General features: G+C 64.1%; 26 protein-coding genes. 14 read left to right on the plus strand and 12 right to left on the minus strand.

Annotation, left to right across the window (positions count from 1 at the left end; genetic code table 11):
• Nucleotides 1–90 precede the first annotated feature (90 nt).
• Together AC2FNY_RS00420 and AC2FNY_RS00425 are read left to right on the plus strand one after the other, a co-directional pair.
• On the plus strand, nt 91–339 hold the full coding sequence (locus tag AC2FNY_RS00420) for an HP1242/YdcH family protein (protein ID WP_234136962.1): 249 nt from the start codon (nt 91–93) through the stop codon (nt 337–339).
• Entirely contained in the window at nt 339–485 is a 147-nt protein-coding gene (locus AC2FNY_RS00425) for a hypothetical protein (protein ID WP_234136961.1), read from the plus strand. Before AC2FNY_RS00420 ends, AC2FNY_RS00425 begins: the two co-directional genes overlap by 1 nt.
• Nucleotides 486–513: 28 nt before the next feature.
• On the opposite strand, the gene AC2FNY_RS00430 is transcribed toward AC2FNY_RS00425, so the two are convergent.
• Complete coding sequence (locus AC2FNY_RS00430; protein ID WP_496801296.1) at nt 514–1,710, minus strand: phosphoglycerate kinase; 1,197 nt, start codon at nt 1,708–1,710, stop codon at nt 514–516.
• A gap of 132 nt (nt 1,711–1,842) precedes the next feature.
• Here AC2FNY_RS00430 and AC2FNY_RS00435 point away from each other — a divergent pair, with 132 nt between their 5' ends.
• The 3 genes from AC2FNY_RS00435 (at nt 1,843) to AC2FNY_RS00445 (ending at nt 3,974) form a co-directional block, all read left to right on the plus strand.
• Entirely contained in the window at nt 1,843–2,349 is a 507-nt protein-coding gene (locus AC2FNY_RS00435) for a peptidylprolyl isomerase (protein ID WP_234136959.1), read from the plus strand.
• Nucleotides 2,342–2,887 (plus strand): peptidylprolyl isomerase, encoded by a 546-nt coding sequence (locus AC2FNY_RS00440; RefSeq protein WP_234136958.1) that lies wholly within the window; start codon nt 2,342–2,344, stop codon nt 2,885–2,887. The genes AC2FNY_RS00435 and AC2FNY_RS00440 overlap by 8 nt, the downstream gene beginning before the upstream one ends.
• A 121-nt stretch (nt 2,888–3,008) precedes the next feature.
• Nucleotides 3,009–3,974, plus strand: a complete 966-nt coding sequence (locus tag AC2FNY_RS00445) for a DUF3179 domain-containing protein (RefSeq protein WP_234166423.1) — start codon at nt 3,009–3,011, stop codon at nt 3,972–3,974.
• Nucleotides 3,975–4,107: 133 nt separating this feature from the next.
• On the opposite strand, the gene AC2FNY_RS00450 is transcribed toward AC2FNY_RS00445, so the two are convergent.
• From AC2FNY_RS00450 to AC2FNY_RS00465, 4 genes are all read right to left on the minus strand, one after another.
• Nucleotides 4,108–4,623, minus strand: coding sequence for a bactofilin family protein (locus AC2FNY_RS00450; RefSeq protein WP_234136955.1), 516 nt, complete (start codon nt 4,621–4,623; stop codon nt 4,108–4,110).
• On the minus strand, nt 4,613–5,941 hold the full coding sequence (locus AC2FNY_RS00455) for a DUF5930 domain-containing protein (RefSeq protein WP_234136954.1): 1,329 nt from the start codon (nt 5,939–5,941) through the stop codon (nt 4,613–4,615). Before AC2FNY_RS00455 ends, AC2FNY_RS00450 begins: the two co-directional genes overlap by 11 nt.
• A gap of 191 nt (nt 5,942–6,132) precedes the next feature.
• Nucleotides 6,133–6,948: a ferritin-like domain-containing protein gene (locus AC2FNY_RS00460; RefSeq protein ID WP_496801692.1), complete on the minus strand. Its 816-nt coding sequence runs from the start codon at nt 6,946–6,948 to the stop codon at nt 6,133–6,135.
• A gap of 17 nt (nt 6,949–6,965) precedes the next feature.
• Nucleotides 6,966–7,427 carry a peroxiredoxin gene (locus tag AC2FNY_RS00465; protein WP_234175558.1) on the minus strand — a complete coding sequence of 154 codons (462 nt, stop codon included), beginning with the start codon at nt 7,425–7,427 and terminating at the stop codon, nt 6,966–6,968.
• 61 nt (nt 7,428–7,488) lie between these two features.
• Between AC2FNY_RS00465 and AC2FNY_RS00470 the strand changes: the two genes are divergently transcribed.
• The 4 genes from AC2FNY_RS00470 (at nt 7,489) to AC2FNY_RS00485 (ending at nt 14,090) form a co-directional block, all read left to right on the plus strand.
• A complete protein-coding gene (locus AC2FNY_RS00470; protein WP_496801297.1) occupies nt 7,489–10,911 on the plus strand; it encodes a YhdP family protein in 3,423 nt (1,140 codons plus the stop codon).
• Nucleotides 10,912–10,980: 69 nt separating this feature from the next.
• Complete coding sequence (queA, locus tag AC2FNY_RS00475; RefSeq protein ID WP_496801298.1) at nt 10,981–12,030, plus strand: tRNA preQ1(34) S-adenosylmethionine ribosyltransferase-isomerase QueA; 1,050 nt, start codon at nt 10,981–10,983, stop codon at nt 12,028–12,030.
• Between the two features lie 101 nt (nt 12,031–12,131).
• Complete coding sequence (locus tag AC2FNY_RS00480; protein WP_234143953.1) at nt 12,132–13,394, plus strand: MFS transporter; 1,263 nt, start codon at nt 12,132–12,134, stop codon at nt 13,392–13,394.
• Nucleotides 13,395–13,508: 114 nt separating this feature from the next.
• Nucleotides 13,509–14,090: a DUF924 family protein gene (locus tag AC2FNY_RS00485; protein WP_234143955.1), complete on the plus strand. Its 582-nt coding sequence runs from the start codon at nt 13,509–13,511 to the stop codon at nt 14,088–14,090.
• Between the two features lie 2 nt (nt 14,091–14,092).
• On the opposite strand, the gene AC2FNY_RS00490 is transcribed toward AC2FNY_RS00485, so the two are convergent.
• Entirely contained in the window at nt 14,093–14,509 is a 417-nt protein-coding gene (locus AC2FNY_RS00490) for a hypothetical protein (protein WP_234136946.1), read from the minus strand.
• A gap of 190 nt (nt 14,510–14,699) precedes the next feature.
• On the opposite strand from AC2FNY_RS00490, the gene lpdA reads away from it, so the two are divergent.
• Complete coding sequence (gene lpdA / locus AC2FNY_RS00495; protein ID WP_496801299.1) at nt 14,700–16,094, plus strand: dihydrolipoyl dehydrogenase; 1,395 nt, start codon at nt 14,700–14,702, stop codon at nt 16,092–16,094.
• Between the two features lie 198 nt (nt 16,095–16,292).
• On the opposite strand, the gene AC2FNY_RS00500 is transcribed toward lpdA, so the two are convergent.
• Entirely contained in the window at nt 16,293–16,652 is a 360-nt protein-coding gene (locus AC2FNY_RS00500; protein ID WP_234136944.1) for a rhodanese-like domain-containing protein, read from the minus strand.
• 169 nt (nt 16,653–16,821) lie between these two features.
• On the opposite strand from AC2FNY_RS00500, the gene uvrA reads away from it, so the two are divergent.
• Nucleotides 16,822–19,680 carry an excinuclease ABC subunit UvrA gene (gene uvrA, locus AC2FNY_RS00505; RefSeq protein ID WP_496801300.1) on the plus strand — a complete coding sequence of 953 codons (2,859 nt, stop codon included), beginning with the start codon at nt 16,822–16,824 and terminating at the stop codon, nt 19,678–19,680.
• A 12-nt stretch (nt 19,681–19,692) separates the two neighbouring features.
• Here uvrA and AC2FNY_RS00510 read toward each other — a convergent pair whose 3' ends face one another.
• The gene (locus tag AC2FNY_RS00510) at nt 19,693–20,031 is read right to left on the minus strand and encodes a hypothetical protein (protein ID WP_496801301.1); all 339 of its coding nucleotides are present in this window, start codon (nt 20,029–20,031) and stop codon (nt 19,693–19,695) included.
• Nucleotides 20,032–20,188: 157 nt separating this feature from the next.
• On the minus strand, nt 20,189–20,638 hold the full coding sequence (locus AC2FNY_RS00515) for an excinuclease ABC subunit A (protein ID WP_496801302.1): 450 nt from the start codon (nt 20,636–20,638) through the stop codon (nt 20,189–20,191).
• A gap of 122 nt (nt 20,639–20,760) precedes the next feature.
• Between AC2FNY_RS00515 and AC2FNY_RS00520 the strand changes: the two genes are divergently transcribed.
• From AC2FNY_RS00520 to AC2FNY_RS00530, 3 genes are all read left to right on the plus strand, one after another.
• Complete coding sequence (locus AC2FNY_RS00520) at nt 20,761–21,546, plus strand: MmyB family transcriptional regulator (RefSeq protein ID WP_496801303.1); 786 nt, start codon at nt 20,761–20,763, stop codon at nt 21,544–21,546.
• A 51-nt stretch (nt 21,547–21,597) separates the two neighbouring features.
• Nucleotides 21,598–22,179, plus strand: coding sequence for a VOC family protein (locus tag AC2FNY_RS00525; protein ID WP_234136937.1), 582 nt, complete (start codon nt 21,598–21,600; stop codon nt 22,177–22,179).
• 92 nt (nt 22,180–22,271) lie between these two features.
• Nucleotides 22,272–23,738, plus strand: coding sequence for a sulfatase-like hydrolase/transferase (locus tag AC2FNY_RS00530; RefSeq protein ID WP_496801304.1), 1,467 nt, complete (start codon nt 22,272–22,274; stop codon nt 23,736–23,738).
• Between the two features lie 3 nt (nt 23,739–23,741).
• Here AC2FNY_RS00530 and AC2FNY_RS00535 read toward each other — a convergent pair whose 3' ends face one another.
• The 3 genes from AC2FNY_RS00535 to AC2FNY_RS00545 all read right to left on the minus strand — a co-directional run bounded on the left by AC2FNY_RS00535 (nt 23,742) and on the right by AC2FNY_RS00545 (nt 26,237).
• A complete protein-coding gene (locus AC2FNY_RS00535) occupies nt 23,742–24,140 on the minus strand; it encodes a hypothetical protein (protein ID WP_234168958.1) in 399 nt (132 codons plus the stop codon).
• Nucleotides 24,141–24,321: 181 nt separating this feature from the next.
• Nucleotides 24,322–25,194, minus strand: a complete 873-nt coding sequence (gene mmsB / locus AC2FNY_RS00540; RefSeq protein ID WP_496801305.1) for a 3-hydroxyisobutyrate dehydrogenase — start codon at nt 25,192–25,194, stop codon at nt 24,322–24,324.
• A gap of 2 nt (nt 25,195–25,196) precedes the next feature.
• On the minus strand, nt 25,197–26,237 hold the full coding sequence (locus tag AC2FNY_RS00545) for an enoyl-CoA hydratase/isomerase family protein (RefSeq protein ID WP_234143975.1): 1,041 nt from the start codon (nt 26,235–26,237) through the stop codon (nt 25,197–25,199).
• Between the last annotated feature and the right edge of the window lie 7 nt (nt 26,238–26,244).

Genomic DNA, 26,244 nt, shown 5'->3' on the forward strand with positions numbered 1-26,244 from the left:
GGTATTGGGTTCTTTCCTGATAAGCGCTCCCCATCTTTGGCGCAGGCCGCGATATGTCGCGGCAGGGTTCACAATCGGAGGAGACCGTAAATGACCGCAACAGGCAGAGTTCGCGCATTCTCTTTGAAGCTGAGGATGGCGGTGCTGAAAGAGCGCCGGGCCGAGCTGAAACAGCGCATCCTGACCGAGCTCAAGCGCCCGGCGCCCTGTGCCCAGACGCTGCGTATGCTCAAACGGCGCAAGCTGTCGCTGAAAGACGAACTGGCCCGTCACGAGGGCCTGTTGCGGACGCTCGACGCGATGGGGCCGCAACGGGAACAGCGGTTGGAGAGCGCGTGATGTTTCGACTGGTGTTCATGACGACCGGCCTGCGCTGGCTGCACAGCCCCGATCTGGGCGACATGCGCCGCGCCATCCTGTCCGAGGATGACGACGGGCCGGATGGCGGTGGGATCCGTCCCGCAGGGTCCCGCGCGCGGGTGTAAATGGCGCGCGGGCTTGCGATGAATTGAGTTAGCCCGCATGCGTGAGGGCGGCGACACCGGGCAGGGTCTTGCCCTCCATCCACTCCAGAAACGCGCCGCCCGCGGTCGAGATATAGGTGAAATCCCCCGCTGCGCCGCTGGCGTTGAGCGCGGCCACCGTATCGCCGCCACCGGCGACCGAGATGAGCTTGCCCGCCCGGGTCAATGCCGCCGCCTTCAGCGCGGCGGCATTGGTTGCCGCGTCAAAGGGTTCCAGCTCGAACGCGCCCAGCGGCCCGTTCCAGATCAGGGTCCGGCTTTTCTCGAAAATCGCCTTGATCGTCGCAAGGCTGTCAGGGCCCGCATCCAGGATCATGCCCTCGTCGGGGCAGCGGTCGGCGGGCAGGATCTGATGTGGCGCGTGGCTTTCGAATTTCTCGGCCACCACGACATCGCTGGGCAGCACGATGGTGCAGCCTGCCGCCTCGGCCTTGGCCAGGATCTCGACAGCGGTGTCTTTCATGATGCGTTCGGCCAGCGATTTGCCCACCGGCATCCCCTTGGCCACCAGAAAGGTGTTGGCCATGCCGCCACCGATCACAAGGTAATCGACCTTTTCGATCAGGTTGCCCAGCAGTTCCAGCTTGGTCGAGACCTTGGCGCCACCGACGACTGCGGTGACCGGGCGTTCGGGCTTGCCCAGCGCCTTTTCCAATGCCTCAAGCTCGGCCTGCATCAGCCGCCCGGCGCAAGAGGGCAGCAGGCGCGCGATTGCTTCGGTCGAACTGTGGGCGCGATGCGCGGCGGAAAAGGCGTCGTTGCAAAAGATATCGCCCAGCCGTGCCATCCCGGCGGCCAGATCGGGATCGTTCTTGGTTTCGCTGGCGTGAAAGCGGGTGTTCTCCAAGAGCAGCACCTGGCCGGGCTGCAAAGCCTCGGCGGCCTCTTCGGCGGCGGGGCCGACGCAATCATCGGCAAACAGCACCTTGGTTTCGAACGCCCGTTCCAGCGTTGGAACCAGCTGGCTCAGCGACAGGTTCTTGCGCCGCTCGCCGCCGGGGCGGCCGAAATGCGCCAGCAGGATGGGGCGGCCCCCGGCGGCAAGGATATCCCGGATGGTGGGCATCAGGCGGCGGATGCGGGTCGAGTCGGTCACCACCCCGTCCACGATCGGCACGTTGATATCGACCCGCACCAGCACGCGCTTGCCGTTCAGGTCCATGTCGTCGAGTGTTTTCCAGCCCATCAGCCGCAATCTCCTTGCTTCAATGCGTTTGCCGGTTTCTCTACCCGAATGGGCGCCCCCGTCAATGGCGTGCCTTGTCGATCCCGCGCGTGATGGTTAGGTTCCCGGCAAACACAGTGACAGGAGGGCCCGATGGCCGAAATCAAGGATCCCGAAAACACGATCATCGTCGAGCTGAAGGACGGCAATGTCGTCATCGAGCTGCTGCCCGACGTGGCGCCCAAACATTCCGAGCGGATGAAGGAGCTGGCGCGCGCCGGCGAGTATGACAATGTCTGCTTTCACCGGGTGATCGACGGCTTCATGGCGCAGACCGGCGATGTGGCCAACGGCGACATGGAAGACGGGTTCAACATCCGCCGCGCGGGCACCGGTGGTTCCTCGCTGCCTGATCTGCCGGCCGAATTCTCGAAACTGCCGCATGACCGGGGCACCTTGGGTGCTGCGCGCTCGGCCAATCCGAACTCGGCCAACAGCCAGTTCTTCATCAACTTCAAGGACAACCATTTCCTGAATGGCCAGTACACCGTTTATGGCCGGGTGATTTCGGGGATGGAACATGTGGATGCGATCACCCGCGGCGAGCCGCCTGCGAATCCCGATCGCATGATCAGCGTCAAGGTGGCCGCAGATGTATAAGCTTGCGGCCCTTCTGGCGCTGTTCGCCGTTCCGGCGGGCGCGACCGGCCTCAAGATCGAGGTGGCGGGCGAGGCCAATGGCACCGTCACCATCGACCTGCTCGAGGATGTGGCCCCAAAACATGTGGAACAGATCACTGCGCTGGCGGCTTCGGGCGCGTATGACGGGGTGGTGTTTCACCGGGTGATCGACGGGTTCATGGCCCAAACCGGCGATGTGCAATATGGCCGCATGGGCGGCGACATGCGCCTTGCCGGGCGGGGCGGGTCCGACCGGCCCGACCTGCCGGCCGAGTTCTCGGATATCACCTATGAACGCGGTGTGGTGGGCATGGCCCGCGCGCAGGACCCCAACAGCGCCAACAGCCAGTTCTTCATCATGTTCGCACCGGGGCCGTTCCTGGACGGTCAATATACGGTGGTGGGCAAGGTGACCGGCGGCATGGACGTGGTTGACGCGATCAAGCGCGGCACCGGTCCCAACGGCTCGGTGATCGGCCAGCCCGATCAGATGAAAACGGTCAGCGTGACCGACTGATTATGCGTCGCCGGCGCCTCGTTTCGGGGCACCGGCGGCCTCACTTTTGCGTGTGTGGGGTAGCGCGATGCCATCGGTGCGGTGACCATGGATCGGAAATGCGAACCTCAGAGGTCCCGGCATGCGCCTTCTTTCCCTCTTTCTTGCGATCTGGCTGGCGCTGCCCGTTCTGGCCGGACCGGAGATCTGGCGCCATGAGTGGCCCGATACCGATTTCGACAAGACCAGCGTAGCGCATTGGCGCGAGATCCAGTCGGGCGGCCCGCCCAAGGATGGTATCCCTGCGCTGAGCGATCCCGCGTTTCTGAGTGCTACCGAGGTGACGGACCTTGAGGGGCGCGAGCCGGTGATCACCGTGGCCTTGTCCGGACATGCAGCACGGGCCTATCCGCTGCGCTATCTGATGTGGCACGAGATCGTCAATGACCGCATCGGCACGGTGCCGGTGGCCGTGACCTTCTGCCCGCTGTGCAATTCGGGCCTGACCTTCGACCGGCGCAGCCCGGCGGGAGAGCTGGAGTTCGGGGTGACCGGCAAGCTGCGCAACTCGGACATGGTGATGTATGACCGCCAGACACAGAGCTGGTGGCAGCAGGCGCAGGGGCTGGCGATCGTGGGCAGGCTGACGGGGATCGAACTGACGCCGCTGCCCAGCTGGATGGAGAGCTGGGACCAGTTCCGCGCCCGTTATCCAGACGGTCTGGTGATGGCCGAGCCGGCGTTTCGCCGCGCCTATGGCCGTAACCCCTATGTGAGCTATGACAGTGCCCTGCGCCCCTTTCTCTATGATGGCAAGGCACCGCCGCATGGTATCCCGGCATTGGCGCGGGTGGTTCGGGTAGGTGAACGGGCTTGGCCGCTGACACGGCTGGCCGAGGCCGGGGTGCTGGAGGAGGCGGGGATACGCTTTGAATGGCGCGCGGGGCAGGCGTCGGCCCTTGATACGTCCCAGATCGGTAAGGGGCGTGATGTGGGGTCGATCAGGGTGCGCGACGGGCGGGGGAGCGATCTGCCTCATGACGTGATGTTCGCCTTTGCCTTTCACGCGTTCTGGCCCCAGGGCGAATGGATGCTGGGCGCGGATTGAGCCGATCCGGCGCGGCCGGGCGGGCCAAGATTTTTAGACGAAAAATCTGGTGCTGCCCGGGTCGACCGTTGCGCCAAATCAAAAGCGCCGCGGGAGGCCCGCGGCGCTTTGTATGTTCTGAAAGAGAGAGGTCTCAGGCACCTTCGGGCTTGTGCGCCGGGGCGGCTGCGGCCGGGTTCGCGCCGGGCTTTGCTGCGCGACCGGGGTTCAGCGGATCGTCCTGACGCTGTACCGAACCTTCGAAATGAGCACCGCTCTCGATCGCGATGGTCTTGTGGATGATGTCGCCTTCGACCCGTGCGGTCGAGGTCAGGCGCACCTTGAGGCCCCGAACCCGGCCCACGATCCGGCCATTGATCACCACGTCGTCGGCGGTCACTTCCCCCTTGATGGTGGCGGTCTCACCGATGGTCAGCAGATGCGCGCGGATATCGCCCTCGACCGAGCCTTCGACCTGGATGTCACCAGAGGTCTTGATATTGCCGGTGATATGCAGATCCGAGGAGAGGATCGAGGCCGGTGGCTTGGGCTTGGGCGCAGCTGCCTTGTAATCGCTCGGAGCGGGTGCGGCAGGAGCCACAGGCGCAGCGGGTTTGGCCGCCTCGGGGGCCTTGGGGGCGGGCTCGTTGATTTTGCTCTTAGAAAACATTGCGTGAAGCCTTGATGTAAGTCATGGGGTTAACGGGTCTTCCGTTGACATGCACCTCGTAGTGCAGATGCGTCCCGGTGGACCGACCGGTGCTACCCATATCAGCAATATGATCCCCGCGCGAGACCCTTTGGCCGACCTTTACACGGAGTTGCGAGTTATGGGCGTAATAGGTCTCGATCCCGAAGGCGTGGCGGATCTTGATCAGCTTGCCAAACCCCGACTGCCAGCCCGCATGGGTGACCACGCCATCGGCGGTCGCATGGATGTCGGTGCCGTGCTTGCCCGCGAAATCCGACCCGTTATGCATGCGTTTGCCGCCTGTCTTGGGGTCGCGCCGATAGCCGTAACCGCTGGTAAAACGCACCGCGGCGCGGACCGGCGACGCAAAGGGCGCCTGTTCGGCTGCGATCCGGTAAAGGTTCAGCTGATCCATCTGCTGAAGCAGTTCATTCGCGCGAAGTTCGTCGGCTGAGGGTTCCTCACCGCGCGTGCTGAAGGACAAAGGGGTAAGCGGCCCGCCCTGGCCGCTATAGCCGCGCCGCACTTCTTCGATAATGCGGTCGGTGGGCATGCCGGCGCTGCGGAACATCTTGTCCAGCGGCTCCAGCGAAATCGTCATTGCCTCTTCAAGCTGGCGGAAGATCTGGTCGTTGCGCTCTTCCATCAACTTGATTTCAAGCTCCAGCTCGGCACGCGCATCAAGCGCCGACTGCGCGTCGGCGCGAATCCTGTCGCGTTCTTCGGCGGTGCGTTCCAGTGCGGCGGCCATGAAATCCATCTGCGCAGGCACTTCGGCGGCCACCTGCTGCACGGCGGCTGACCCTTCGGTGTTTGCGTGCAGCCGCTTCAGCTCTGCCCGCGCGACCTCGCGTTGTTTCATCGTCGAGCGCAGTGTGGTCTGGATCACTTCGACACCGGTTTCCAACTCGCGCCGACGGTTCTCCGAGGCGAGCAGCTCTGTCTGCATCGCCGAAATCTGGGTCAGCGCCGCGTTAAACCGTTGTTGTGCGGCGACTGCCTCCTCGGCGCGGGCGTCACGTTCGCGCGACAGCTCGTTCAGGCGCTCCTGATACGTAGCCTGGTCGCGCTTGGCTTGTTCGCGGAAATTTCCCGCGCCGATACTGTCCATCAGCAGGATCGCGGTGGCGACAATCGTCCAGGCCACCAGCAGCGTTGCGCCGCCAAAGGCGATCAACTGAGTTTCAGGCCGGAGCCTTATGAACCGTGTGTCGGTGTCGGATTTCAGAAAGACACGGCGTTCAGGAAATCTTTTTTCCAGAAACGAGTGGATTTTGATCGCCAGACGTGTTCGCACGCGCCCATCCCTTGTTGCCCCTAAGCGAGCCCCGGCAAATGAGTGAGTGGTGTCGGGGCCATAGCCCGTGTGAATACCGGCGTGGTGCCGATCGGGCAAGTTTCTTTACCAGATGAGGGGAAAGCGCGCCCATCGCGGTCCGGTTTCGGCGAAAAACCGCCGAAACCATGCGTTTGCATGGGGTAATCCGGCTAGATACCCCGTTCGCGCTGGGGTGTTTCCTCGGCCAGCGGCCAGTAGAAATCGGGCGGGAGTCCCGCCTCGGCGCGTTTTTCCTCGTTGAAGGGGGGCTTCAGCGCGCCGTGGAAATAGCGCCGGACAAGCGCGTGGAACGCGTCCTTGGGATCGGTATTCTCGCGCCCGCACAGGAAGTGGAACCATTTCGAGCCATAGGCCACATGACCCACTTCCTCGGCATAGATCACCTCGAGCGCGGCGACCGCCTGCGTCAGCCCGGCCTTGCGGAAAATGTCGATCATCCCCGGCGTCACATCCAGCCCACGCGCTTCGAGCACCATGGGTACCACCGCCAACCGGCCCATCAGGTCTTCGGCGGTATCTTCGGCGGCGCGCCACATGCCGGCATGGGCCGGAAGGGCGCCATAATGGCTGCCGATATTCTCAAGAACATCGCAGACCATATTGAAGTGCTTGGATTCCTCGTCCGCGCATTTCACCCAGTCGTCGTAGAACCCAACCGGCATCGCTACATGGCCGAAGCGCGCGATGACGTCCCAGTGCAGGTCGACCGCGTTCAGTTCGATATGCGCGACCGCATGCAACAGTGCGATGCGCCCGGCCTCGGACCCCGGACGCCTGCGGGGCACGTCGCGGGGGCTGAGCAGTTCGGGCCGCTCGGGCCGGGCGGGATGCAGTGGCGGGTGCGCAGTGCCCACCGCGATCGGGTCGGCTTCACCCTTACGGGCGGCAAACCATGAGGCGGCGTGGCGGCGCGACAGCTCGGTCTTGGCGCGTCCGTCGGCGGTGGTCAGCACCTCGACGGCCATTTCGGTCAGGGTCAGGCTCACAGGGCGCGCACCGCGTCCAGCACCTCGTCCACATGACCGGCAACCTTGACCTTGCGCCAGACGCGCGCGATCCGGCCCTCGGCGTCGATCAGAAAGGTCGACCGTTCGATCCCCATGGATTTCTTGCCATACATGTTCTTTTCCACCCAGACGCCATAGCGCTCGCAGACATCGCTTTCGGCATCCGACAGCAGCGGTGTGGTCAGCCCGTGCTTGGCGACGAATTTGTCATGTTTGGCCACCGTATCGCGCGAGATCCCCAACACCTGGGCACCGGCATCGGCAAAGGCCTGCAGGTTCACAGAAAAGCCGATGGATTCCTTGGTGCAGCCCGGAGTATCATCGCGGGGATAGAAGAACAGAACAACCGCGCGACCGCGCAGGTCGGACAGGCTGATCTCGCCGCCGCCATCGCGGGGAAGCGTGAATTCGGGGGCAATATCTGTGACGTCGGGCATCGGGGCACTCCGGCTGGGTTTCATGACTAGGTTACGCGCATAATAGGTCGCGGCGGAGAAGTTGGAAGACATCGACAAGACCTCGGACGGGGCCGACCCCGCAAAACCGCGCCGCAGCCGCCGGCGGGTGACGTTGCTATGGGCGATGCGCGGCACCGTGCTGTTGGTGTTTCTGGCGGTCTTTTCCGGGTTGATGCTGTTGGGCCAGACCCTTCAGGCGCCACCCTGGCTGCAATCGCGGGTCGAGACGCGGCTGACCCAGGCGCTGGACGGGATCAGCATCCGGTTTGGCGGCGTCTACTTCGTGATCAACAAAGGTTGGCGCCCACGTCTGCGCCTGCGCGATCTCGAGCTTTCCGATGCGGGTGGCCGGGTGATCGCCCGGCTTGCGGATGCCGAGGCCAGCCTGGCGATGCGTCCCTTGTTGCGCGGTCAGGTCCAGCCTAAGCGGATCGTGCTGAATGGCGCCTCGGCCACGCTGCGGCGCGATGCCCAGGGGCAGTTCTCGCTGTCGCTGGGCGGGCAGGGTGGCGGTTCGGTCGGGCAGGCGCCGACATTCGCGCAATTGCTGGAATCCTTCGATGCCGTGTTCCTGCTCCCGCAGCTTGACGCGCTCAGCTCGGTCGAACTGACGGCAGTGTCGCTCGACTATGAAGATTTGCGCCAGGGGCGCGGCTGGACGCTGGATGGCGGTCAGGTTCTGGTTACCCGAGGTGGCGGCGACCTGCGCATCGCCACCGAGTTCACGCTGCTCAGCGGGCGCGACTATGCCAGCCGGTTCGAGGCCAATTATACCAGCACGCTGGGCCAGCCCTCGGCCAGTTTCGGCATCTCGATCGAGGATCTGGCCGCCGCCGATATCGCGGCCCAGGCGCCCGCGCTGGCCTGGTTGCAGGTGCTGGATGCGCCGATTTCGGGCGCGCTTCGCGGTGGGTTCGACGCGGCGGGCGCGCTGACCCCGATTTCGGCCACGCTTCAGATCGGACGCGGGGCGCTGCAACCCAACCCGAACACGCGGCCGATTCCCTTCGCCTCGGCGCGCACCTATTTTACCTATGACCCGGCCGAGCAGCGGCTGAGCTTTGCCGAGGTGGCGGTGGACAGCGCCTGGGGCGCCGCCCAGGCGGATGGGGTCGCTTATCTCGATGGGGTGGAGCATGGGCGGCTCGACCGGCTGGTGGGACAGTTCGGCCTGCATGGTCTGCGGGTCAATCCCGCCGGGGTCTATCCCGAGCCGCTGACAGTCGACCGGGCCGAGGTCGATTTCCAGATGACCCTCAACCCGTTCCGCCTGCGGATCGGGCGAATGGATGTGATCGACGATGGCCGGACCCTGCGGCTGGACGGGGATCTGGGGGCCGCGCCCGAGGGCTGGCAACTGGCGCTCGACGCGCAGCTGGACGCGATCACACCGGCGCAAGTGCTTTCCTATTGGCCGGAAACCGTGGCGCCGAAACCGCGCGAATGGGTGACCGATAACCTGGTCGAGGCGCAGCTGAGCGATCTCGACCTCGCGCTCCGGCTTCGCCCCGGCGAGAAGCCGGACCTCTATGCTGATTTCGATTTTGCCGAGGCACAGATCCGTTATGCCAAGACCTTGCCGCCGCTGATGCGCGCGCGCGGGCAGGCCAGCCTGCTGGGTGGCCGTTTCGCGGTGACCGCCGATGCGGGCGTGGTGGTGGCCGCTCAGGGCGGCGAGATCGACGCCACCGGCACCTCGTTCATCATCCCCGATATCGGCATCCGCAAATCGGCGCCGGGCATTGCCCGGATCACGGCGAGCGGGCCGGTCACGGCCGCGCTGTCGCTGCTGAACGAGCCGCCGCTCAGCATCCTCGACAAGGCCAACCTGCCGGTCGATCTGGCGCAGGGCCAGGCCCGCTTGACCGGAACGCTGGCGCTGCCTCTCAAGGACAAGGTGACGATCGCGGATATGGAGTTTCACCTCTCCGGCGTGCTCGCTGAGGTGGCCAGCGAGGTGTTGGTTCCCGGTACGCCGGTCTCGGCGCCCCGGCTTGAGGTGACCGGGGATCAGGACCGGATCGCGTTGCAGGGTGCGGGGCTGTTTGGCAGCGTTCCAGTCGCCATGCGCTGGCAGCAACCATTGGGGCAGGGCCAACGCAGTAGTCTGACCGGGCGGATCGCGGTGACCCCCGATCTGGTTCGCGAACAGCGCTTGGGCTTGCCCGATGGCATGCTGACCGGTGCCGGCGAGGCCACATTTACACTGGGCATTGGCGGCGGCGAGCCGTTGCGCCTGACAGCTCAGTCGGATCTGTCAGGGCTGCGCCTGTCGCTGCCGGAACTGGGCTGGTCGAAACCGCCTGCCGACGCGGGCCGGATGTCGTTGTCGGCAACGCTCGGACAAGGCGGACAGGTCGACGCGATCGAGGTTGAGGCCGCCGGGCTGCGCACGCGCGGCAGTATCGAGTTCAATCCCGACCGCAGTTTCGCGCGCGCCCGTTTCAGCTCGTTCGAGCTGGGTGATTGGCTGGCGGTGCCGGTCGAGCTGATCGGGCGGGGTGCCGGCGCCCCGCCCGATATCGCGGTGCAGGGCGGTACGCTGGACCTGCGCCAGGCCAGTTTTGGGAGTAGCGGCTCGTCGGCGCAGAGCAGTGGCGACAGTGGGGTGGCCCCCGGGGTGACCCTAACTCTCGACCGGTTGCAGGTCAGCGATACCATCGCGCTCAGCGGCATGCAGGGCAGTTTCGCAACCGGGGGCGGGCTCAATGGCCGCTTTACCGGGTCGCTGAACGGGCAAGTCCCCATTTCGGGACAGCTGATCGGACGGGGTGCGCGCAGCGCTGTGTTTCTGCAGGCCGAGGATGCCGGTGCGGTGTTCCGCGCCGCGGGGATCCTCGATCAGGCCCATGGCGGCAGCTTCCAGCTGGTGATGGAGCCGGTGGGCGCGCCGGGCAATTACGACGCTCAACTGCGGGTGCGCAACACGCGGGTGCGCGACGCCCCCGCCATGGCCGCGCTCTTGAACGCGGTGTCGCTGGTGGGGTTGCTTGACGAAATGTCGGGGCAGGGCATCCTGTTTGGCGAAATTGATGGCAGGATGCGGCTGACGCCCAGAACGCTGACGATTCTCGAAGGCAGCGCCGTCGGCCCGTCAATCGGGGTGTCGATCAACGGGACCGTGGATACGGAAAACCGGGTTCTGGACCTGCGCGGCGTGGTCTCGCCTATCTATCTGCTCAATGCGATCGGCAGCGTGCTGACCCGCAAGGGAGAGGGGCTGATCGGGTTCAACTATACCCTGACCGGGCCGATGCAACGGCCTCAGGTCTTTGTCAATCCGCTCTCGGGGCTGACGCCCGGCTTTCTGCGCGACATGATCCGCGCGCCCGCGCCCAGCCTGCCGGCGGTGCCCGAGGAAAACGCCGCCCCCGCGCCCACCGCCCCTGCGGGCACGCCCGCCCCCGCGCCGCAACCCGCCCCGTCGCCGCGACCTGAGCCGTCGCACGGCGGCGATCGCTAGAGCGGTCGTCGGCATGACAGACGAATTGCCTGTGGTCAAAGCACGTGGCGCGCTCTATAGGCGCGGGCCATGAAGCTCAGCGATTTCGATTTCGACCTGCCCGACGACCTGATTGCCACGCGGCCCGTCCAGCCGCGATCCTCTGCGCGCCTGCTGGTGGCGCGGGGCGATGCGATCACCGATGCGGTGGTGCGCGATCTGCCCGACTGGCTGCGTCCGGGCGACCGGCTGGTGCTCAATGACACGCGGGTGATCCCCGCACGGCTGAGCGGCACCCGCCAGCGCCAGAGCGCGCAAGGGCCGGTCACGGCCCGGATCGAGGTGACCTTGCTGGAACCGCGCGCCGATGGTGGCTGGAGCGCGCTGGCGAAACCTCTGCGCAAGTTGCGTGAGGGGGAAACCATCAGCTTTTCCAGCGATCTGTCGGCGGATGTTGAAGTGATCAAGGACGGGCAGGCGCATCTGCGGTTCAACCTGACCGGCCCCGATTTCGACGCCGCGCTGGCCCAGGCGGGTGCGATGCCGTTGCCGCCCTATATCGCCGCAAAACGCCCTGCCGACGAGCAGGACAAGACCGATTACCAGACCGTCTGGGCTCGCCATTCCGGCGCGGTGGCAGCGCCCACCGCCTCGTTGCATTTCGACGAGGCGCTGCTGGCGGCGCTGGCCGCGCGCGGCGTCACCTTTACCCACGTTACCCTGCATGTGGGCGCGGGTACCTTCCTGCCGGTCAAGGTCGAGGATGTGACCACCCACAAGATGCATGCCGAATGGGGACGGGTCAGCGCCGAGGCCGCGGCCGAGATCGCCGCCACCAAGGCGGCGGGCGGGCGGGTGATTCCGGTTGGCACCACCGCGCTGCGCCTGATCGAAAGCGCCGCGCGCGGCGGCCGGATCGCGCCCTGGGAGGGCGAGACCGATATCTTTATCTATCCCGGCTTTGCGTTCCGCGTCGCCGACGGGCTGATGACCAATTTTCACCTGCCCAAATCGACGCTGCTGATGCTGGTCTCGGCCCTGATGGGGCAGGATCGCATACGCGAAATCTATGCCCATGCGGTGGCACATCGCTATCGTTTCTTCTCTTATGGGGATGCGTCGCTTTTGCTGCCGGGCTAGGCGATAACGGATGAGACCCGGACCCGTTTGTCATGCACAAGCAGAGGTTCGACCCTTCACACTTTGGGCTGAGTGCCCGCAACCGCACAAAGGCAATCACGATGCTTCAGGTTCTTTCCAGCGCATGGGCGCTGCTTTTGGGCATTGGCCTGTTGATGGTAGGCAACGGTCTGCAGGGTACCCTCTTGGGTGTGCGGGGCGAGATCGAGGGGTTTTCCACCTTCGAGATGTCGCTGGTGATGTCGGCCTATTTCGTGGGCTTCCTAGGCGGCTCGCGCATGGCGCCCGAGATGATCCGCCGGGTCGGGCATGTGCGGGTGTTCGCGGCGCTGGCCTCGTTCATCTCGGCGGTGATGATCCTCTATCCCGCCTTTGCCAATACCTATGTCTGGATGCTGGGGCGGGTGATTATCGGGTTCTGTTTTTCGGGCGTTTATGTCACGGCCGAAAGCTGGCTGAACAATGCCGCCGACAACACCAACCGGGGCAAGGCGCTGTCGCTTTACATGATCGTGCAGATGACCGGTATCATCGTGGCCCAGGGGCTGATCCAGGTGGGTGACCCGGGCGGCTACGAGGCATTCATCATCGCCTCGATCGTGGTTTCGATCTCGTTTGGACCGATCCTGCTGTCGATCTCGCCGACGCCGGCCTTTGACAGCACCAAACCGATGAGCCTGAAGGCACTGATGCAGACCTCGCCGCTGGGCTGTGTCGGCATGTTCCTGCTGGGGGGCGTGTTCTCGGCCCAGTTCGGGATGAGCGCGGTCTATGCCGCCAATGTGGGGCTGACGCTGTCGCAACTGTCGATCTTTGTCGCCACCTTTTACGTGGGCGCACTGGTGGTGCAATATCCGCTGGGCTGGCTGTCGGACCGGATGGACCGGCGGGTGCTGATCCTGTTTGTGGCGCTGGTCGGGGGCGGTGGCGCCATGCTGGGCGCGGTGATGGGGGGCCGGTTCGAGTTCCTGCTGCTGGCGGCGCTGATCATCGGTGGGCTGTCCAACCCGCTTTATTCTCTGCTGATCGCCTATACCAACGACTATCTCGACTATGACGATATGCCGGCGGCCTCGGGCGGGCTGGTGTTCATCAACGGTCTGGGCGCCATCGCCGGTCCGGTCACCACCGGCTGGTTGATGTCGGACGGGGTGTTCGGTCCGCCGGGCTTTTTCTTCTTCATCGCGGCGCTGATGTTCGCCACAGCCGCCTATGCCGCCTATCGCGCGACTCAGCGCCCCTCGACCCCGGTCGAGGAGACCAGTTCGATGGCGTACATGTATCCAACCGCCTCGCCGGTGGCGATCGAGATGGCGCAGGAAGTGGCATTCGAGGCCGATCAGGGCGGGGAAGAGGAGAAATAGGCGATTTTTCCCCTTGTTTCGTGACGCATTGTTGCAAATCGTTACTGTTACAGAATTTTAAAAAAGCGTTTAATCCCCATTAACCTGGGGACAAAGGAGAGTGGAGACAGACCGATGGTCGGCCCCGAAGACGTATTGAAATTCTGGCTGGACGAGGTGGGTCCGGCTGGATGGTATATTCAGGACGAGGCGCTTGACGCCCGGATCCGGGACAAGTTCCAGACCACGTGGGAGGCAGCGGCAGAGGGCAGGTTCTCGCTGTGGCTCACCTATCCCAGCGGGGTTCTGGCCTATATCATCCTCACCGATCAGTTCCCCCGCAACATGTTCCGCGGATCGGGACAGGCCTTTGCAACCGACCGGGCGGCATTGATGGCGGCCAAATGTGCGGTGGACAAGGGCTGGGATCTGAAGATCGACGAACCAGCGCGGCAATTCTTCTACCTGCCGATGATGCATTCCGAAAACCTGTGCGATCAGGAACGCTGTGTGCGGCTGATGTGCCAGCGGATGCCCGAATCAGGTGCATCGAACCTGTTGCATGCACGCGCCCATCGCGAGGTGATCCGCAAATTCGGACGCTTCCCCTATCGCAATCAGGCGCTTGACCGGGCCAGCACCCAGAGCGAGGCCGACTATGTCTCGCATGGCGGATATGGCGCCACGGTGCAGCAGTTGCAGCGCAAGGCGAGCTAGGTTCAGGCGCCGTCCGACGCCGGCTGACAGCCGCGAAGGTCCGAGAGGCCGCGCACCAGACGGTCGGCGGCGGTTTCAAAGGCGCGATCCAGCAATTGATCGGGCAGGGTGGCCAGATTGGTCATCCGCGCCTGCATCCCCTCCAGGCGTGTTTCCAGCCCATCGAGGCGGTTTTTAAGCCGCTCTGCCGCCTCGGTGCCCTGTGCGGCGCCCAGATCGGCGCGGAGGCCGGAAAGCTCGGCCCGGACCCCGGCGACCTCATCCCGCAGCGGTGCCAGCTCGGCGATCCCGGCGGAAACGCGCTCACTCACCGTGTCCACGGTCGCCATCATCCGCCAGCCCAGGAACAGGCAAAGCGCCACCAGGATCAGCGTTGCATTCAGAAATGCCAGAAACAGGTCCTTGAGGGTTTTCTTCACGTCCGCTCTCCACATCGCCAGTCCTGCCCTCGGTTCTAGCGCAAAGACCGGTGCCGGTATAGGCTGGCATGGCGGGTGTATCGCCGCTGTCTCTGCGTCACATTTGTCGCGGAGGAGTACTGTTGATGTGTGCAAAAAATTAGTTTAATGGTAAACTAGTTTTCAGAGCGGGTCTGGCCGAGGGAAGAACATGGCTGAAAAATCCTATGACGTGATCGTAATCGGTGCCGGACCGGGGGGCTATGTGGCCGCCATCCGTGCAGCGCAGCTGGGGCTCAAGACCTGTGTGGTCGAGCGCGAGCATCTGGGCGGCATCTGCCTCAACTGGGGCTGTATTCCGACCAAGGCGCTGCTGCGCTCGTCCGAAGTGTTCCACCTGATGGAGCGCGCCAAGGAGTTCGGGCTGAAGGCCGACAATATCGGCTATGACCTCGACGCGGTGGTGAAACGCTCGCGTGGGGTGGCCAAGCAGCTTTCGGGGGGCATCGGCCACCTGATGAAGAAGAACAAGATCGACGTGGTGATGGGCGAGGCGACGATCCCGGCCAAGGGCAAGGTGTCGGTCAAGACCGACAAGGGAGCCCAGGATCTGACCGCCAAGAACATCGTCTTGGCCACCGGCGCCCGCGCGCGCGAGTTGCCGGGGCTTGAGGCGGACGGCGATCTGGTCTGGACCTACAAACACGCGCTGCAACCGGTGCGGATGCCCAAGAAACTGCTGGTGATCGGCTCGGGCGCCATCGGCATCGAATTCGCCAGCTTCTACAACACGCTGGGCGCCGACACGACCGTGGTCGAGGTGATGGACCGTGTTCTGCCGGTGGAAGACGCCGAAATCAGCGCCTTTGCCAAGAAGAGCTTTGTCAAGCAAGGGATGAAGATCATGGAGAAATCCATGGTCAAGCAGCTCGACCGCACCAAGGGCAAGGTGACCGCCCATATCGAGGCTGGCGGCAAGGTCGAGAAGATGGAGTTCGACACCGTGATTTCTGCCGTGGGCATCGTCGGCAACGTGGAAAACCTCGGGCTCGAAGCGCTGGGGGTCAAGATCGACCGCACCCATGTGGTGACCGACGCCTATTGCCGCACCGGGGTCGAGGGGCTTTATGCCATCGGCGATATCGCCGGCGCACCCTGGCTGGCGCACAAGGCGTCTCACGAGGGCGTCATGGTGGCCGAACTGATTGCGGGCAAGCACGCCCACCCGGTCAAACCCGAAAGCATCGCGGGCTGCACCTATTGCCACCCTCAGGTGGCATCGGTCGGCTATACCGAGGCCAAGGCCAAGGAGCTGGGATACGACATCAAGGTCGGTCGCTTCCCCTTCATCGGCAATGGCAAGGCGATTGCCCTGGGTGAGGCCGAAGGCATGGTCAAGACCATCTTCGACGCCAAGACCGGCGAGCTGTTGGGTGCCCATATGGTCGGCGCCGAGGTGACCGAGATGATCCAGGGCTATGTTGTGGGCCGACAGCTGGAGACCACCGAGGAGGACCTGATGCACACGGTCTTCCCGCACCCGACGCTGAGCGAGATGATGCACGAAAGCGTTCTCGACGCATACGGTCGCGTCATTCACATGTAAGATCGATAATTTGTGAAACGAAATTGACCCTCTCCCAGTCACCTGGGAGAGGTTTTTTGTTTCGTGATCGTGGTTTTGAGGTAGGCAATGATCTGACAGCCCAGAACCGAGGGAGACATGGAGCAGCGATTGTGCGTCAGGTTCAACCAGAGGCATCTCGCAGAGTCCGATTTTCGGGGAGCGGGCCTGCCGATCCGATCAGACTCGTTCTATCCGGCCGCCAGCGCGAGCCCAGTGCGCCAAGCCTCCCAAGTTGTGCACCTCGGTAAATCCCAGAGACAACAACAGTTTGCGCGCCCGGGCGGAGCGCCCACCCGAGGCGCAATAAACCGCGATACGCTCTGCGCCCTCCAGCCGCGGTTCGAATTCCGGGTGGCGGCGATCGGCACGCGCGCTCAACTGCATAAGCGGAATATGCAGAGCACCGGCGGCCTTTCCGGTGGCGGCCAGCTCGCCCGTTTCGCGCACGTCGATCAGCAGCAGGTCACCGCGGCTGGCCGCCTCGACCGCCTCGCTGACGCTAAGGCCGGGCTGGGCGGGTTTGCGGAAAAAGAACATCTGGAATCTGTCCGAGTGATTGCGGGTTTTCGCCAATTTAACATTCAATCAATTGAATGCAATGTCAAAACCTTTGCATCTTACATTTGTTCCCTTTACGTTCTGTTAATCGGGTTGGAGACTCACGGCGCTTCGCCTATCTCTGTGGCATTGGGTCCGAGGGCAGTTCATGGCTGAGCAGAAGTTCATCGAGGTACGCGGCGCGCGCGAGCATAATCTCAAGGGGATCGACGTGGATATTCCGCGCGATCAGTTGGTGGTGATCACCGGCCTTTCAGGCTCTGGCAAGTCGAGCCTGGCCTTTGACACCATCTATGCCGAAGGGCAGCGACGCTATGTCGAAAGCCTGTCGGCCTATGCGCGCCAGTTCCTGGACATGATGGAAAAGCCGGATGTGGACCATATCAGCGGTCTTTCGCCTGCGATTTCCATTGAGCAAAAGACCACCAGCAAGAACCCGCGCTCGACCGTCGGCACGGTGACCGAGATCTACGACTATATGCGTCTGTTGTTCGCGCGCGCCGGCACGCCCTATAGCCCGGCCACCGGCCTGCCCATCGAGGCGCAGCAGGTGCAGGACATGGTTGATCGCATCATGGCGATGGAGGAGGGCACGCGCGGCTATCTGCTGGCCCCCATCGTGCGCGACCGCAAGGGCGAATACCGCAAGGAGTTTCTGGAACTGCGCAAGCAGGGCTTTCAGCGGGTCAAGGTGGATGGCCAGTTCTACGAGCTGGACGAGCCGCCGACGCTGGACAAGAAATTCCGCCACGATATCGACGTGGTGGTCGACCGCATCGTGGTGCGCGAGGGGCTGGAAACCCGGCTGGCCGACAGCCTGCGCACCGCGCTCGACCTCGCCTCGGGCATTGCCATCCTGGAAACCGCACCCAGCGAGGGCGAGCCCGAACGCATCACCTTTTCGGAAAACTTTGCCTGCCCCGTCTCGGGCTTTACCATCCCCGAGATCGAACCCCGCCTGTTCTCGTTCAACGCGCCTTATGGTGCCTGCCCGAAATGCGACGGTCTGGGGGTCGAGCTGTTCTTTGACGAACGCCTCGTGGTGCCCGATCAGAGCCTCAAGGTCTATGACGGTGCGCTGGCGCCCTGGCGCAAGGGCAAGTCGCCCTATTTCCTGCAAACCATCGAGGCCATCGCCCGCCATTACCAGTTCGACAAGAACACCCCCTGGAAGGATCTGCCCGAAAAGGTGCAGCAGGTGTTTTTGCGTGGCTCGGGCGACGAGGAAATCCAGTTCCGTTATGACGAGGGCGGCCGCGTCTATCAGGTCACCCGCAGTTTCGAAGGCGTCATTCCCAACATGGAACGCCGCTATCGCGAGACCGACAGCAACTGGATCCGCGAGGAGTTCGAGCAATATCAGAACAACCGCCCCTGCGGTGCCTGCGGCGGCTTCCGGCTGAAACCCGAGGCGCTGGCGGTCAAGATCGCGGGCCTGCATGTGGGTGAGGTGGTGCAGATGTCGATCAAGGAGGCCTATGCCTGGATCGACACCGCACCCGCCGCGCTGAGCGCGCAAAAGAACGAGATCGCACGCGCCATCCTCAAGGAAATCCGCGAGCGGCTGGGTTTCCTGAATAACGTGGGATTGGAATATCTTACGCTGTCGCGTTCAAGTGGCACCCTGTCGGGGGGCGAAAGTCAGCGCATCCGCCTGGCGTCTCAGATCGGCTCGGGCCTCACCGGCGTTCTCTATGTGCTTGATGAGCCGTCTATCGGCTTGCACCAGCGCGACAATGACCGGCTGCTGACCACGCTCAAGAACCTGCGGGATCAGGGCAATACGGTGATCGTGGTGGAACACGACGAAGAGGCGATCCGCGAGGCCGATTATGTGTTCGACATCGGCCCCGGCGCGGGTGTGCATGGCGGGCAGGTGGTCAGCCACGGCACGCCGGCGCAGATCGCCGCCGATGCGGCCTCGGTCACCGGGCAATACCTGTCAGGCAGCCGCGAGATATCGGTCCCGGCCGAGCGCCGCCCGGGCAATGGCAAGAAACTGACGGTGGTCAAGGCCACCGGCAACAACCTGCGCGAGGTCACCGCCGATTTCCCGCTGGGCAAATTCGTCTGCGTCACCGGCGTCTCGGGCGGCGGCAAGTCGACGCTGACCATCGAGACCCTGTTCAAGACCGCCAGCATGCGCCTGAACGGTGCCCGCCAGACGCCCGCGCCCTGCGAAACGATCAAGGGGCTGGAGTTCCTCGACAAGGTGATCGACATCGACCAGCGTCCCATCGGGCGCACTCCGCGGTCAAACCCCGCCACCTATACCGGCGCCTTCACGCCCATCCGCGACTGGTTCGCGGGCCTGCCCGAGGCCAAGGCGCGCGGCTACAAGCCGGGACGGTTCAGCTTCAACGTCAAGGGCGGCCGTTGCGAGGCCTGCCAGGGCGACGGTGTCATCAAGATCGAGATGCATTTCCTGCCCGATGTCTATGTCACCTGCGAAACCTGCAAGGGCGCGCGCTATAACCGCGAGACGCTGGAGGTGAAGTTCAAGGGCAAGAGCATCGCCGATGTGCTTGATATGACTGTGGAAGATGCGCAGGAGTTCTTCAAGGCGGTGCCCTCGATCCGCGAGAAGATGGACGCGCTGTCGCGCGTCGGTCTCGGCTATATCAAGGTCGGCCAGCAGGCCACGACGCTCTCGGGCGGCGAGGCGCAGCGGGTGAAGCTCAGCAAGGAGCTCAGCCGCCGATCGACCGGTCGTACGCTCTATATCCTCGACGAACCGACTACCGGCCTGCATTTCGAGGATGTGCGCAAACTGCTCGAAGTGCTGCATGAGCTGGTCGAACAGGGCAACACGGTGGTGGTGATCGAACACAATCTGGACGTGGTCAAAACCGCCGACTGGATCATCGACATCGGCCCCGAGGGCGGCGATGGCGGTGGCATGATTGTGGCCCAGGGAACGCCCGAGGATGTGGCCGCGACCGAACGCAGCCATACCGGGCGCTACCTGAAACCGATGCTCAACCCCGAGCGGGTGGCGGCAGAGTGAGACGCGGCGCGCTCACGACTTGAACGCGGCATTGGCCAGATGCGTGACCCTTTCCAGAATGACGCGTGAACTTGGGTTCGCGCGATAGATCTGGCCATCGGCCTTGAAATACCACCAGCCGCTCTCGACCGGTGGAAGCCCGTAATAGGCGGTGTTGATCAACACCATCGCGTTGTCTGGCAGGCGGGCTCCTGCGCTCAGGCCGCCTGAGGAAGGGTCAACGGTCATGAAACGTGCCGGAGACGGCGCGTTGCAAGACGCATCGGCGCTGTTGTCGTCAATACAAGCTGCCTGGGCGGGGGTGGTTGTCGTCAGCACGAGCAATGCCAGTGCCGTTGCGTGATACCGCATCGGATCCATACTCCATACCAAATTTTGTTGTGTGAAGGATGAACGCCGCTTTGGCCGCTTTGGTTCCCTGACTGAAAAGCAAAAATGTTTTCCACAGCGCGCGATACACGGATCAACCGCTTTGGCTGGGCTATTTCGGAGGCAAACGGGGGCGGCCCTATTTGCGTGGGGCGGATGTGGACGGCGTCCCTTGCGCACGCCGCCCGAGCAACGGCACCAGGAACAGGGCCAGAAATCCGCTGTTCATCACTACGTTGAACGCGGCCCCGGCCAGCACCGATCCGGCGCTGTCGATCACGAACCAGGCCAGCACCCCGCGCAGGATGATCCGCCCGCCGGTCTCGGGGTCGCGGGCATAGACGTCGCGCACCACCTGCCAGATCATCACCCCAAGCCCGACCAGCAAACCGCCGCTGATCGCGGTCATCAACCGCACGGCGGCGCTGTCCAGCCGGTCTGCCCCGTCCAGCGGCAAAATGGCAAGGTCCAGGAACATTTCGAAGGGCGCGCGCTGGTCCAGCGCGATGGTGGCGAACATCGCCAGCCCGAACAGCGCGCTGACAACAGCGGCGAACGACAACAGGCGGGTGGCGCGATCATGGGTCATCTCAACTCTCCATTTCTGATGCTGGGGTCAGCCTGCCACCACACATCGCGGCAAAACAATTACCTGAGGGGTAAGTGAAATCCGCGCCCGATCCCTTATGCTGGGGCAAGCGGAGGGCAGGGATGACAGATACATTCGGAGATGTGCTGAGGGAATGGCGCCAGTTGCGCCGGATGAGCCAGATGGAACTGGGCCTGTCGGCAGGTGTCTCACCGCGCCATATCTCGTTTCTGGAAAGCGGCCGAGCCCGGCCCAGCCGGGGCATGGTGCTGCGGCTCTGTGACGAGCTGGAGGTGCCGGGCAGCGCCCGCAACCGCTGGCTGACCTCGGCGGGGCTGGCGCCTGCCTATCACAGCCGGGCAGGCGATGCGCCCGAAATGGCGCCACTGACACAGGCGGTGGACTGGATGCTCAGCCGCCACGCACCCTATCCGGCGATGGCGGTGGATCGGCACTGGTGCCTCAAGGCGATGAACAAACCCGCCACGGCGATGTTCGCGGCCACCGGGCTGGGCGCGGGCGACAGCCTGATCGACGCGCTTCTGGACAATCCCGCCCTTGCGGCGGCGCTGGAAAACCGGGCCGAGGTCGAACGGCTGAGCCTGGCGCGCCTGCGCACCGAACTGGCACATTTTGGGCAGGACCCGGTGCTGGAACAGGCGGTGGCCCGGTTGGCGGACAGGGTCGCCGCCCAGCCCGGTACCGCGGAAGAGCCGATGCCCGCCGTGATCCCGGCCCGCTATCGGCTGGGCGAGGCGGTGCTCTCCTTCTTCACCACGATCACCCAGTTCGGCGCCACCGGAGATATTGCCATGTCCGAACTCAGGATCGAGATGTTCTTTCCCGCCGATGACGCCACCCGGCACGCTGTACAGGTGCTCTGGGGGACTGCAACGCCCGGAGATTGAGACATTGCGCCTTTGCGCTATGCTTTGATCGGGGATCAGAGGAGGACAACAATGCGCAAGTTGCAGACCCAGGGCGTGCATCACATCACCCTGACCGGTGCCGACCGGCAGAGCACGATAGATTTCTGGGAGGGGGTGCTGGGCATGCCCTTTGTCTTTGACCAGCCCAATCTCGACAACCCGGACGAGGGCCATGTCTATTTCGACCCCGGCGACGGGCGGTTGATCACTGTCTTTACCAACGAGACGCGCAAGGGCACGCCCGACCGCACGCCCACCGATCCGGGTTGCGTGCATCACATCGCCTTCAATGTGTCACAGGCGACCTTCTGGCAGGCGGTCGAACGTCTGGACGAACGCGGCATCGAGCATTCCGGCCCCCGCGACCGGGGGTTCATGGATTCGATCTATTTCAAGGATCCGCTGGGCCTCCTGATTGAACTGGCCAGCTACCGGTTCGAGCCGCCGGTGGGTTGCACCCATGCCGATGTGCTGATCCGCGCGCACCGGATCCGGGTGGCGCGCGGTGACTACAATATCGACCGCATCCATCTGGCCGATGCAATCGAGGCGCTTGTGAGCGACCGGCAGGACAGCCTGTCCAAGGATCGGGGGCCGAAAAACCCCTGGTAAGCTCGGGGGCGGTACGTCAATTTCCTTGCTGACACCGCCCCCTTTGGCAGTCCATCCTGCCTGCGACCCTTCCCGAGCTGAAAGGACGCCTGATGGCAACGCGGAAACGGCCCAACATCCTGCTGGTCATGGCCGATCAGATGACGCCCTTCATGCTCGAGGCCTGCGGCGGTACCGGTGCGCGCACCCGTCATCTGAGCCGGCTGGCCGACCGCGCGGTGCAGTTCACCAATGCATATACGCCTAGCCCGATCTGTGTGCCGGCCCGATCCTGTTTCATGACCGGGCTCTATACCTCGACCACGGGCTGCTACGACAATGGCGATCCCTATCACAGTTTCCTTCCCACCTTTGCCCATTACCTGACCAATGCGGGCTATGAAACGGTGCTGTCGGGCAAGATGCATTTCATCGGCGCCGACCAGTTGCACGGGTTTCAGCGGCGTCTGAACCCCGATATCTACCCTTCGGGATTTCTGTGGTCCTATCCGCTGCCGCCCGAAGGGGACGCCTCGTTCCAGGCCTTTGATTTCACGCCGCAATACCTGGCCGAAAATATCGGGCCCGGCTGGTCGAAAGAGCTGCAATACGACGAGGAGACGCAGTTTCGGGCGCTGGAATACCTGCGCCACGCCCCGGACAGTCCGTGGATGCTCACCGTCTCCTTTACCAACCCGCATCCGCCCTATGTGGTGCCGCGCGCCTATTGGGAGATGTACAAGGACGCCGATATCCCGCTGCCGGACTATCCGGGTGACATGGACGCGCGCTATTCCGAGTTCGATCACGCGCTGCGGCGCTGGCACGGCCTGCATCAGCGCGGCCACGAGATTCGCGACCCCCGGAACCTGATCGCCATGCGGCGCGGCTTTGCGGCGCTGGCCCATTATGTCGACGACAAGATCGGTGCGTTGCTCGAGGTGCTCGACGAGACCGGTCAGCGCGACGAGACGGTGATCATCGTCACTTCGGATCATGGCGAGATGCTCGGTGAAAAGGGGCTGATCCAGAAGCGCAGCCTTTACGAATGGTCGGCACGCATCCCGCTGATCATCGACCTGCCCGGCGCGGCACCCGGCCGGATCGACACGCCGGTGTCGCTGCTGGACCTGCCGGCCACGCTGATCGAGTTGGCCGGTCAGACACCGGTCGCGCCGCTCGAGGGGCGATCCCTGCTGGGCGCGGTGCTGGGGCAGGAGCTGGACACCGTGCCCATCGTCTCGGAATACCATGGCGAGGGCATCATGCGGCCCAGTTTCATGGTGCGGCTGGGGGACTGGAAATATCACTACTGCCACGGTTCGGCGCCGCAGCTCTACAATCTGGCCGAGGATCCGGGCGAATGGCACAACCGCGCCGGAGAGCCGGACCTTGCCGAAACCGAGGCGCGGCTCGACCGGGTGATCACCGGCGGCAATTTCGATCTGGAGCGGATCGCGCGCGAGGTCTGGGAGCGGCTGCCGCTCAAACAGGTGGTCAACGCCGCCATGCAGCGCAACGGCACCGCCTGGGATTATCGTCCCGACCCGGATACGGGCCGGAATTATGTTCGCTCTTAAAGGTCAGTTCAGGATGTCTGCCACAGCCCCGATCAGGTTCAGCACCTTGTGGGTGTCGCGATCGACCTGATAGACATAGTCGCCCGCCCGCACGTAATAGCCATTCTGCTTCAGACCATAGCGATAGGGGTCGTCGATGCGGAAATAGTCGCGCGAAATAAGGTCGCCGATGCCATAGCGCGCCTTCACCTGTCCCGGCGGCACACAAGGCACCGCCTTCTTTGCCAGGCCCGGCGGACAATGCACCGAGGCGCTCGGATTGGCGGGCTGGATCACCTTGACCTTGTTCCCGCCAGTCTGGCTGCCCTTGCCTTTGCCCTGACCATTGCCGTTCCCGGCCAGAACCGGTGCCGCCGACAGGGTCAGGCCTACGATCAGCATCACGGATGTCATTCGTTTCATGCGCTTCCCTTTCCGTTGCGACGGCAATCCTGCCTGTTCTGGAACCAAGATGGTGACTATGCCAGCCCGCCGCCAGCCGATACGCGAGAAACCGCCGGTGCAGACACCGACGGGTCTGGCTTCTTTCTGGTCCGAAATACTCCGGGGTGAATTGGCCGCAGGCCAAGAGGGGCAGCGCCCCTCAGCCACGCCCGCGTTTTTCGAACCGGGGCAGCATGGCGCTGAAATCCATACCCTTGCCATCCTCTTCCTCGACGAACCGGGCGTATAGCGCCTCGGCCAGCTGACCCATCGGCGTATCCGCATCGGCGCTGCCGGCGGCCTGCTGGCTCAGCCGCAGATCCTTGAGCATCAGTTCGGCGGCGAAACCGGGCTTGTAGTCGTTGTCGGCGGGCGATTGCGGCCCCACTCCCGGCGCCGGGCAATAGGCGTTCATCGTCCAGCTATAACCCGACGAGGTCGAAACCACGTCGAACATCTTCTGCCGGTCCAGCCCCAGCTTGTCGGCCAGCGCAAAGGCTTCGCAAGTGGCGATCATGGTGACGCCCAGGATCATGTTGTTGCAGATCTTGGCGGCCTGTCCGGCGCCTGCAACGCCGCAATGCACGGCCTTCTGTCCCATGATGTCGAACAGAGGCTTTGCCTTCTCAAACGCCGCCTCCGAGCCACCGGCCATGAAGGTCAGCGTACCCGCCGCCGCGCCACCGATGCCGCCCGAGACCGGCGCGTCGACAGCCAGCAGTCCGGCCGCCTCGGCCTCCGCCGCCACCGCGCGGGCGCTGTCCACGTCGACGGTCGAGCAATCGACCAGCGCCGCGCCCGCCGTCATCGCCGGGATCACCTCGGCCGCAACGGCGCGCAGGATCTGGCCGTTGGGCAGCATGGTCACCACCACATCGGCGCCGCGCGCGGCCTCGGCCGCGCTGGCCGCGCGGGTCACACCCGCCACCTCGACCGGCGCCATGTCGAACCCGGTCACCTCGTGACCGGCCTTGGCCAGGTTGGCCGCCATCGGCGCCCCCATATTGCCCAGACCGATAAAGCCGATTTTCATGCCTATTCCTCCTCGAATGTCAGCGCCTCGGCGCCCAGCGGCTGCAACATGGCCGATACCGCCACCGCAGGCACCGTCAGGTCGGCATATTGCCAGCGCGGATTGCGATCCTTGTCGATGATCTGGGCGCGGATCCCTTCCAGGAAATCGCCCTTTTCCATCGCACGATAGGTGAAGCGGTATTCCAGCTCCAGCGCCTTGCGGATGCTCAGCGTCGCGCCGCGCAACCGGTGCAGCATCTCCACCGTGCAGGCCATGGACAGCGGCGAGTTCCGCTCGAGGCCGGCGAGAATTTTCGTCGAAAATTCTCCGCCATCGCCCCTGAGCGAGGTCAGGATATCCCCCAGCGTCTCGCCACCGAAATGGCGGTCGATCTCCGCCTGCATGGCGCGCAACTCACCCGGCGGCGGGGTTTGGGCATGCGTGGCCAGAACCGCCGGATCGCCCGAGGCCTCGAGCATCTCGATCAGCCCTTCCCAGTCACCTTGCGGGATGTAGAGATCGGCAAAACCCGCAAAAATCGCGTCATCCGGTCCCATCCGCCCGGCGGTGGTGCCCAGGTATTCGCCCAGCCGCCCCGGCGCCAGCGCCAGCATCAGCGTGCCGCCCACATCCGGCACCAGCCCGATGCCGCATTCGGGCATGGCGATCTTGCTGCTTTCGCCGACCACCCGGTGCGAGCCGTGACAGCCGATGCCGACACCGCCGCCCATGGTAAAGCCCTGCATGAAGCTGACCACCGGCTTGGGATACTCGAAGATCATCGCATTCATGCGATATTCGTCGCGCCAGAAGGTGCGCCCGTAACCGTAGTCACCTCGGGTGCCGGTATCATAGAGCTCGGCAATGTCGCCGCCCGCGCAAAACGCCTTGTCACCCTCGGCGTCGATGATCACCAGCGCGACGTCATCATCCTCGCGCCAGTTCCTCAGCGCCGCGTCGATCGCCATGCACATGTCATAGCTCATCGCGTTCAGCGCCTGCGGGCGGGTCAGCGTGATCCGCCCGGCGCGCCCCGTAACCCGGATGTCGATATCTGCCATCACTTCC

It is taken from the genome of Ruegeria sp. BHSC223 (assembly GCF_059613025.1).

Coding starts and splice junctions, on each gene's coding strand:
- AC2FNY_RS00500 (WP_234136944.1), bottom strand. CDS start 16,652: ATGTTCTTTTTCCGCAAACCCGCCCAGCCCGGCCTTAGCGTCAGCGAG.
- AC2FNY_RS00510 (WP_496801301.1), bottom strand. CDS start 20,031: ATGCGGTATCACGCAACGGCACTGGCATTGCTCGTGCTGACGACAACC.
- AC2FNY_RS00465 (WP_234175558.1), bottom strand. CDS start 7,427: ATGCCCGACGTCACAGATATTGCCCCCGAATTCACGCTTCCCCGCGAT.
- queA (WP_496801298.1), top strand. CDS start 10,981: ATGAAGCTCAGCGATTTCGATTTCGACCTGCCCGACGACCTGATTGCC.
- lpdA (WP_496801299.1), top strand. CDS start 14,700: ATGGCTGAAAAATCCTATGACGTGATCGTAATCGGTGCCGGACCGGGG.
- AC2FNY_RS00440 (WP_234136958.1), top strand. CDS start 2,342: ATGTATAAGCTTGCGGCCCTTCTGGCGCTGTTCGCCGTTCCGGCGGGC.
- AC2FNY_RS00485 (WP_234143955.1), top strand. CDS start 13,509: ATGGTCGGCCCCGAAGACGTATTGAAATTCTGGCTGGACGAGGTGGGT.
- AC2FNY_RS00530 (WP_496801304.1), top strand. CDS start 22,272: ATGGCAACGCGGAAACGGCCCAACATCCTGCTGGTCATGGCCGATCAG.
- AC2FNY_RS00450 (WP_234136955.1), bottom strand. CDS start 4,623: ATGTTTTCTAAGAGCAAAATCAACGAGCCCGCCCCCAAGGCCCCCGAG.
- AC2FNY_RS00535 (WP_234168958.1), bottom strand. CDS start 24,140: ATGAAACGAATGACATCCGTGATGCTGATCGTAGGCCTGACCCTGTCG.
- AC2FNY_RS00525 (WP_234136937.1), top strand. CDS start 21,598: ATGCGCAAGTTGCAGACCCAGGGCGTGCATCACATCACCCTGACCGGT.
- mmsB (WP_496801305.1), bottom strand. CDS start 25,194: ATGAAAATCGGCTTTATCGGTCTGGGCAATATGGGGGCGCCGATGGCG.
- AC2FNY_RS00520 (WP_496801303.1), top strand. CDS start 20,761: ATGACAGATACATTCGGAGATGTGCTGAGGGAATGGCGCCAGTTGCGC.
- AC2FNY_RS00425 (WP_234136961.1), top strand. CDS start 339: ATGTTTCGACTGGTGTTCATGACGACCGGCCTGCGCTGGCTGCACAGC.
- AC2FNY_RS00515 (WP_496801302.1), bottom strand. CDS start 20,638: ATGACCCATGATCGCGCCACCCGCCTGTTGTCGTTCGCCGCTGTTGTC.
- AC2FNY_RS00420 (WP_234136962.1), top strand. CDS start 91: ATGACCGCAACAGGCAGAGTTCGCGCATTCTCTTTGAAGCTGAGGATG.
- AC2FNY_RS00435 (WP_234136959.1), top strand. CDS start 1,843: ATGGCCGAAATCAAGGATCCCGAAAACACGATCATCGTCGAGCTGAAG.
- uvrA (WP_496801300.1), top strand. CDS start 16,822: ATGGCTGAGCAGAAGTTCATCGAGGTACGCGGCGCGCGCGAGCATAAT.
- AC2FNY_RS00445 (WP_234166423.1), top strand. CDS start 3,009: ATGCGCCTTCTTTCCCTCTTTCTTGCGATCTGGCTGGCGCTGCCCGTT.
- AC2FNY_RS00460 (WP_496801692.1), bottom strand. CDS start 6,948: ATGGCCGTCGAGGTGCTGACCACCGCCGACGGACGCGCCAAGACCGAG.
- AC2FNY_RS00480 (WP_234143953.1), top strand. CDS start 12,132: ATGCTTCAGGTTCTTTCCAGCGCATGGGCGCTGCTTTTGGGCATTGGC.
- AC2FNY_RS00430 (WP_496801296.1), bottom strand. CDS start 1,710: ATGGGCTGGAAAACACTCGACGACATGGACCTGAACGGCAAGCGCGTG.
- AC2FNY_RS00545 (WP_234143975.1), bottom strand. CDS start 26,237: ATGGCAGATATCGACATCCGGGTTACGGGGCGCGCCGGGCGGATCACG.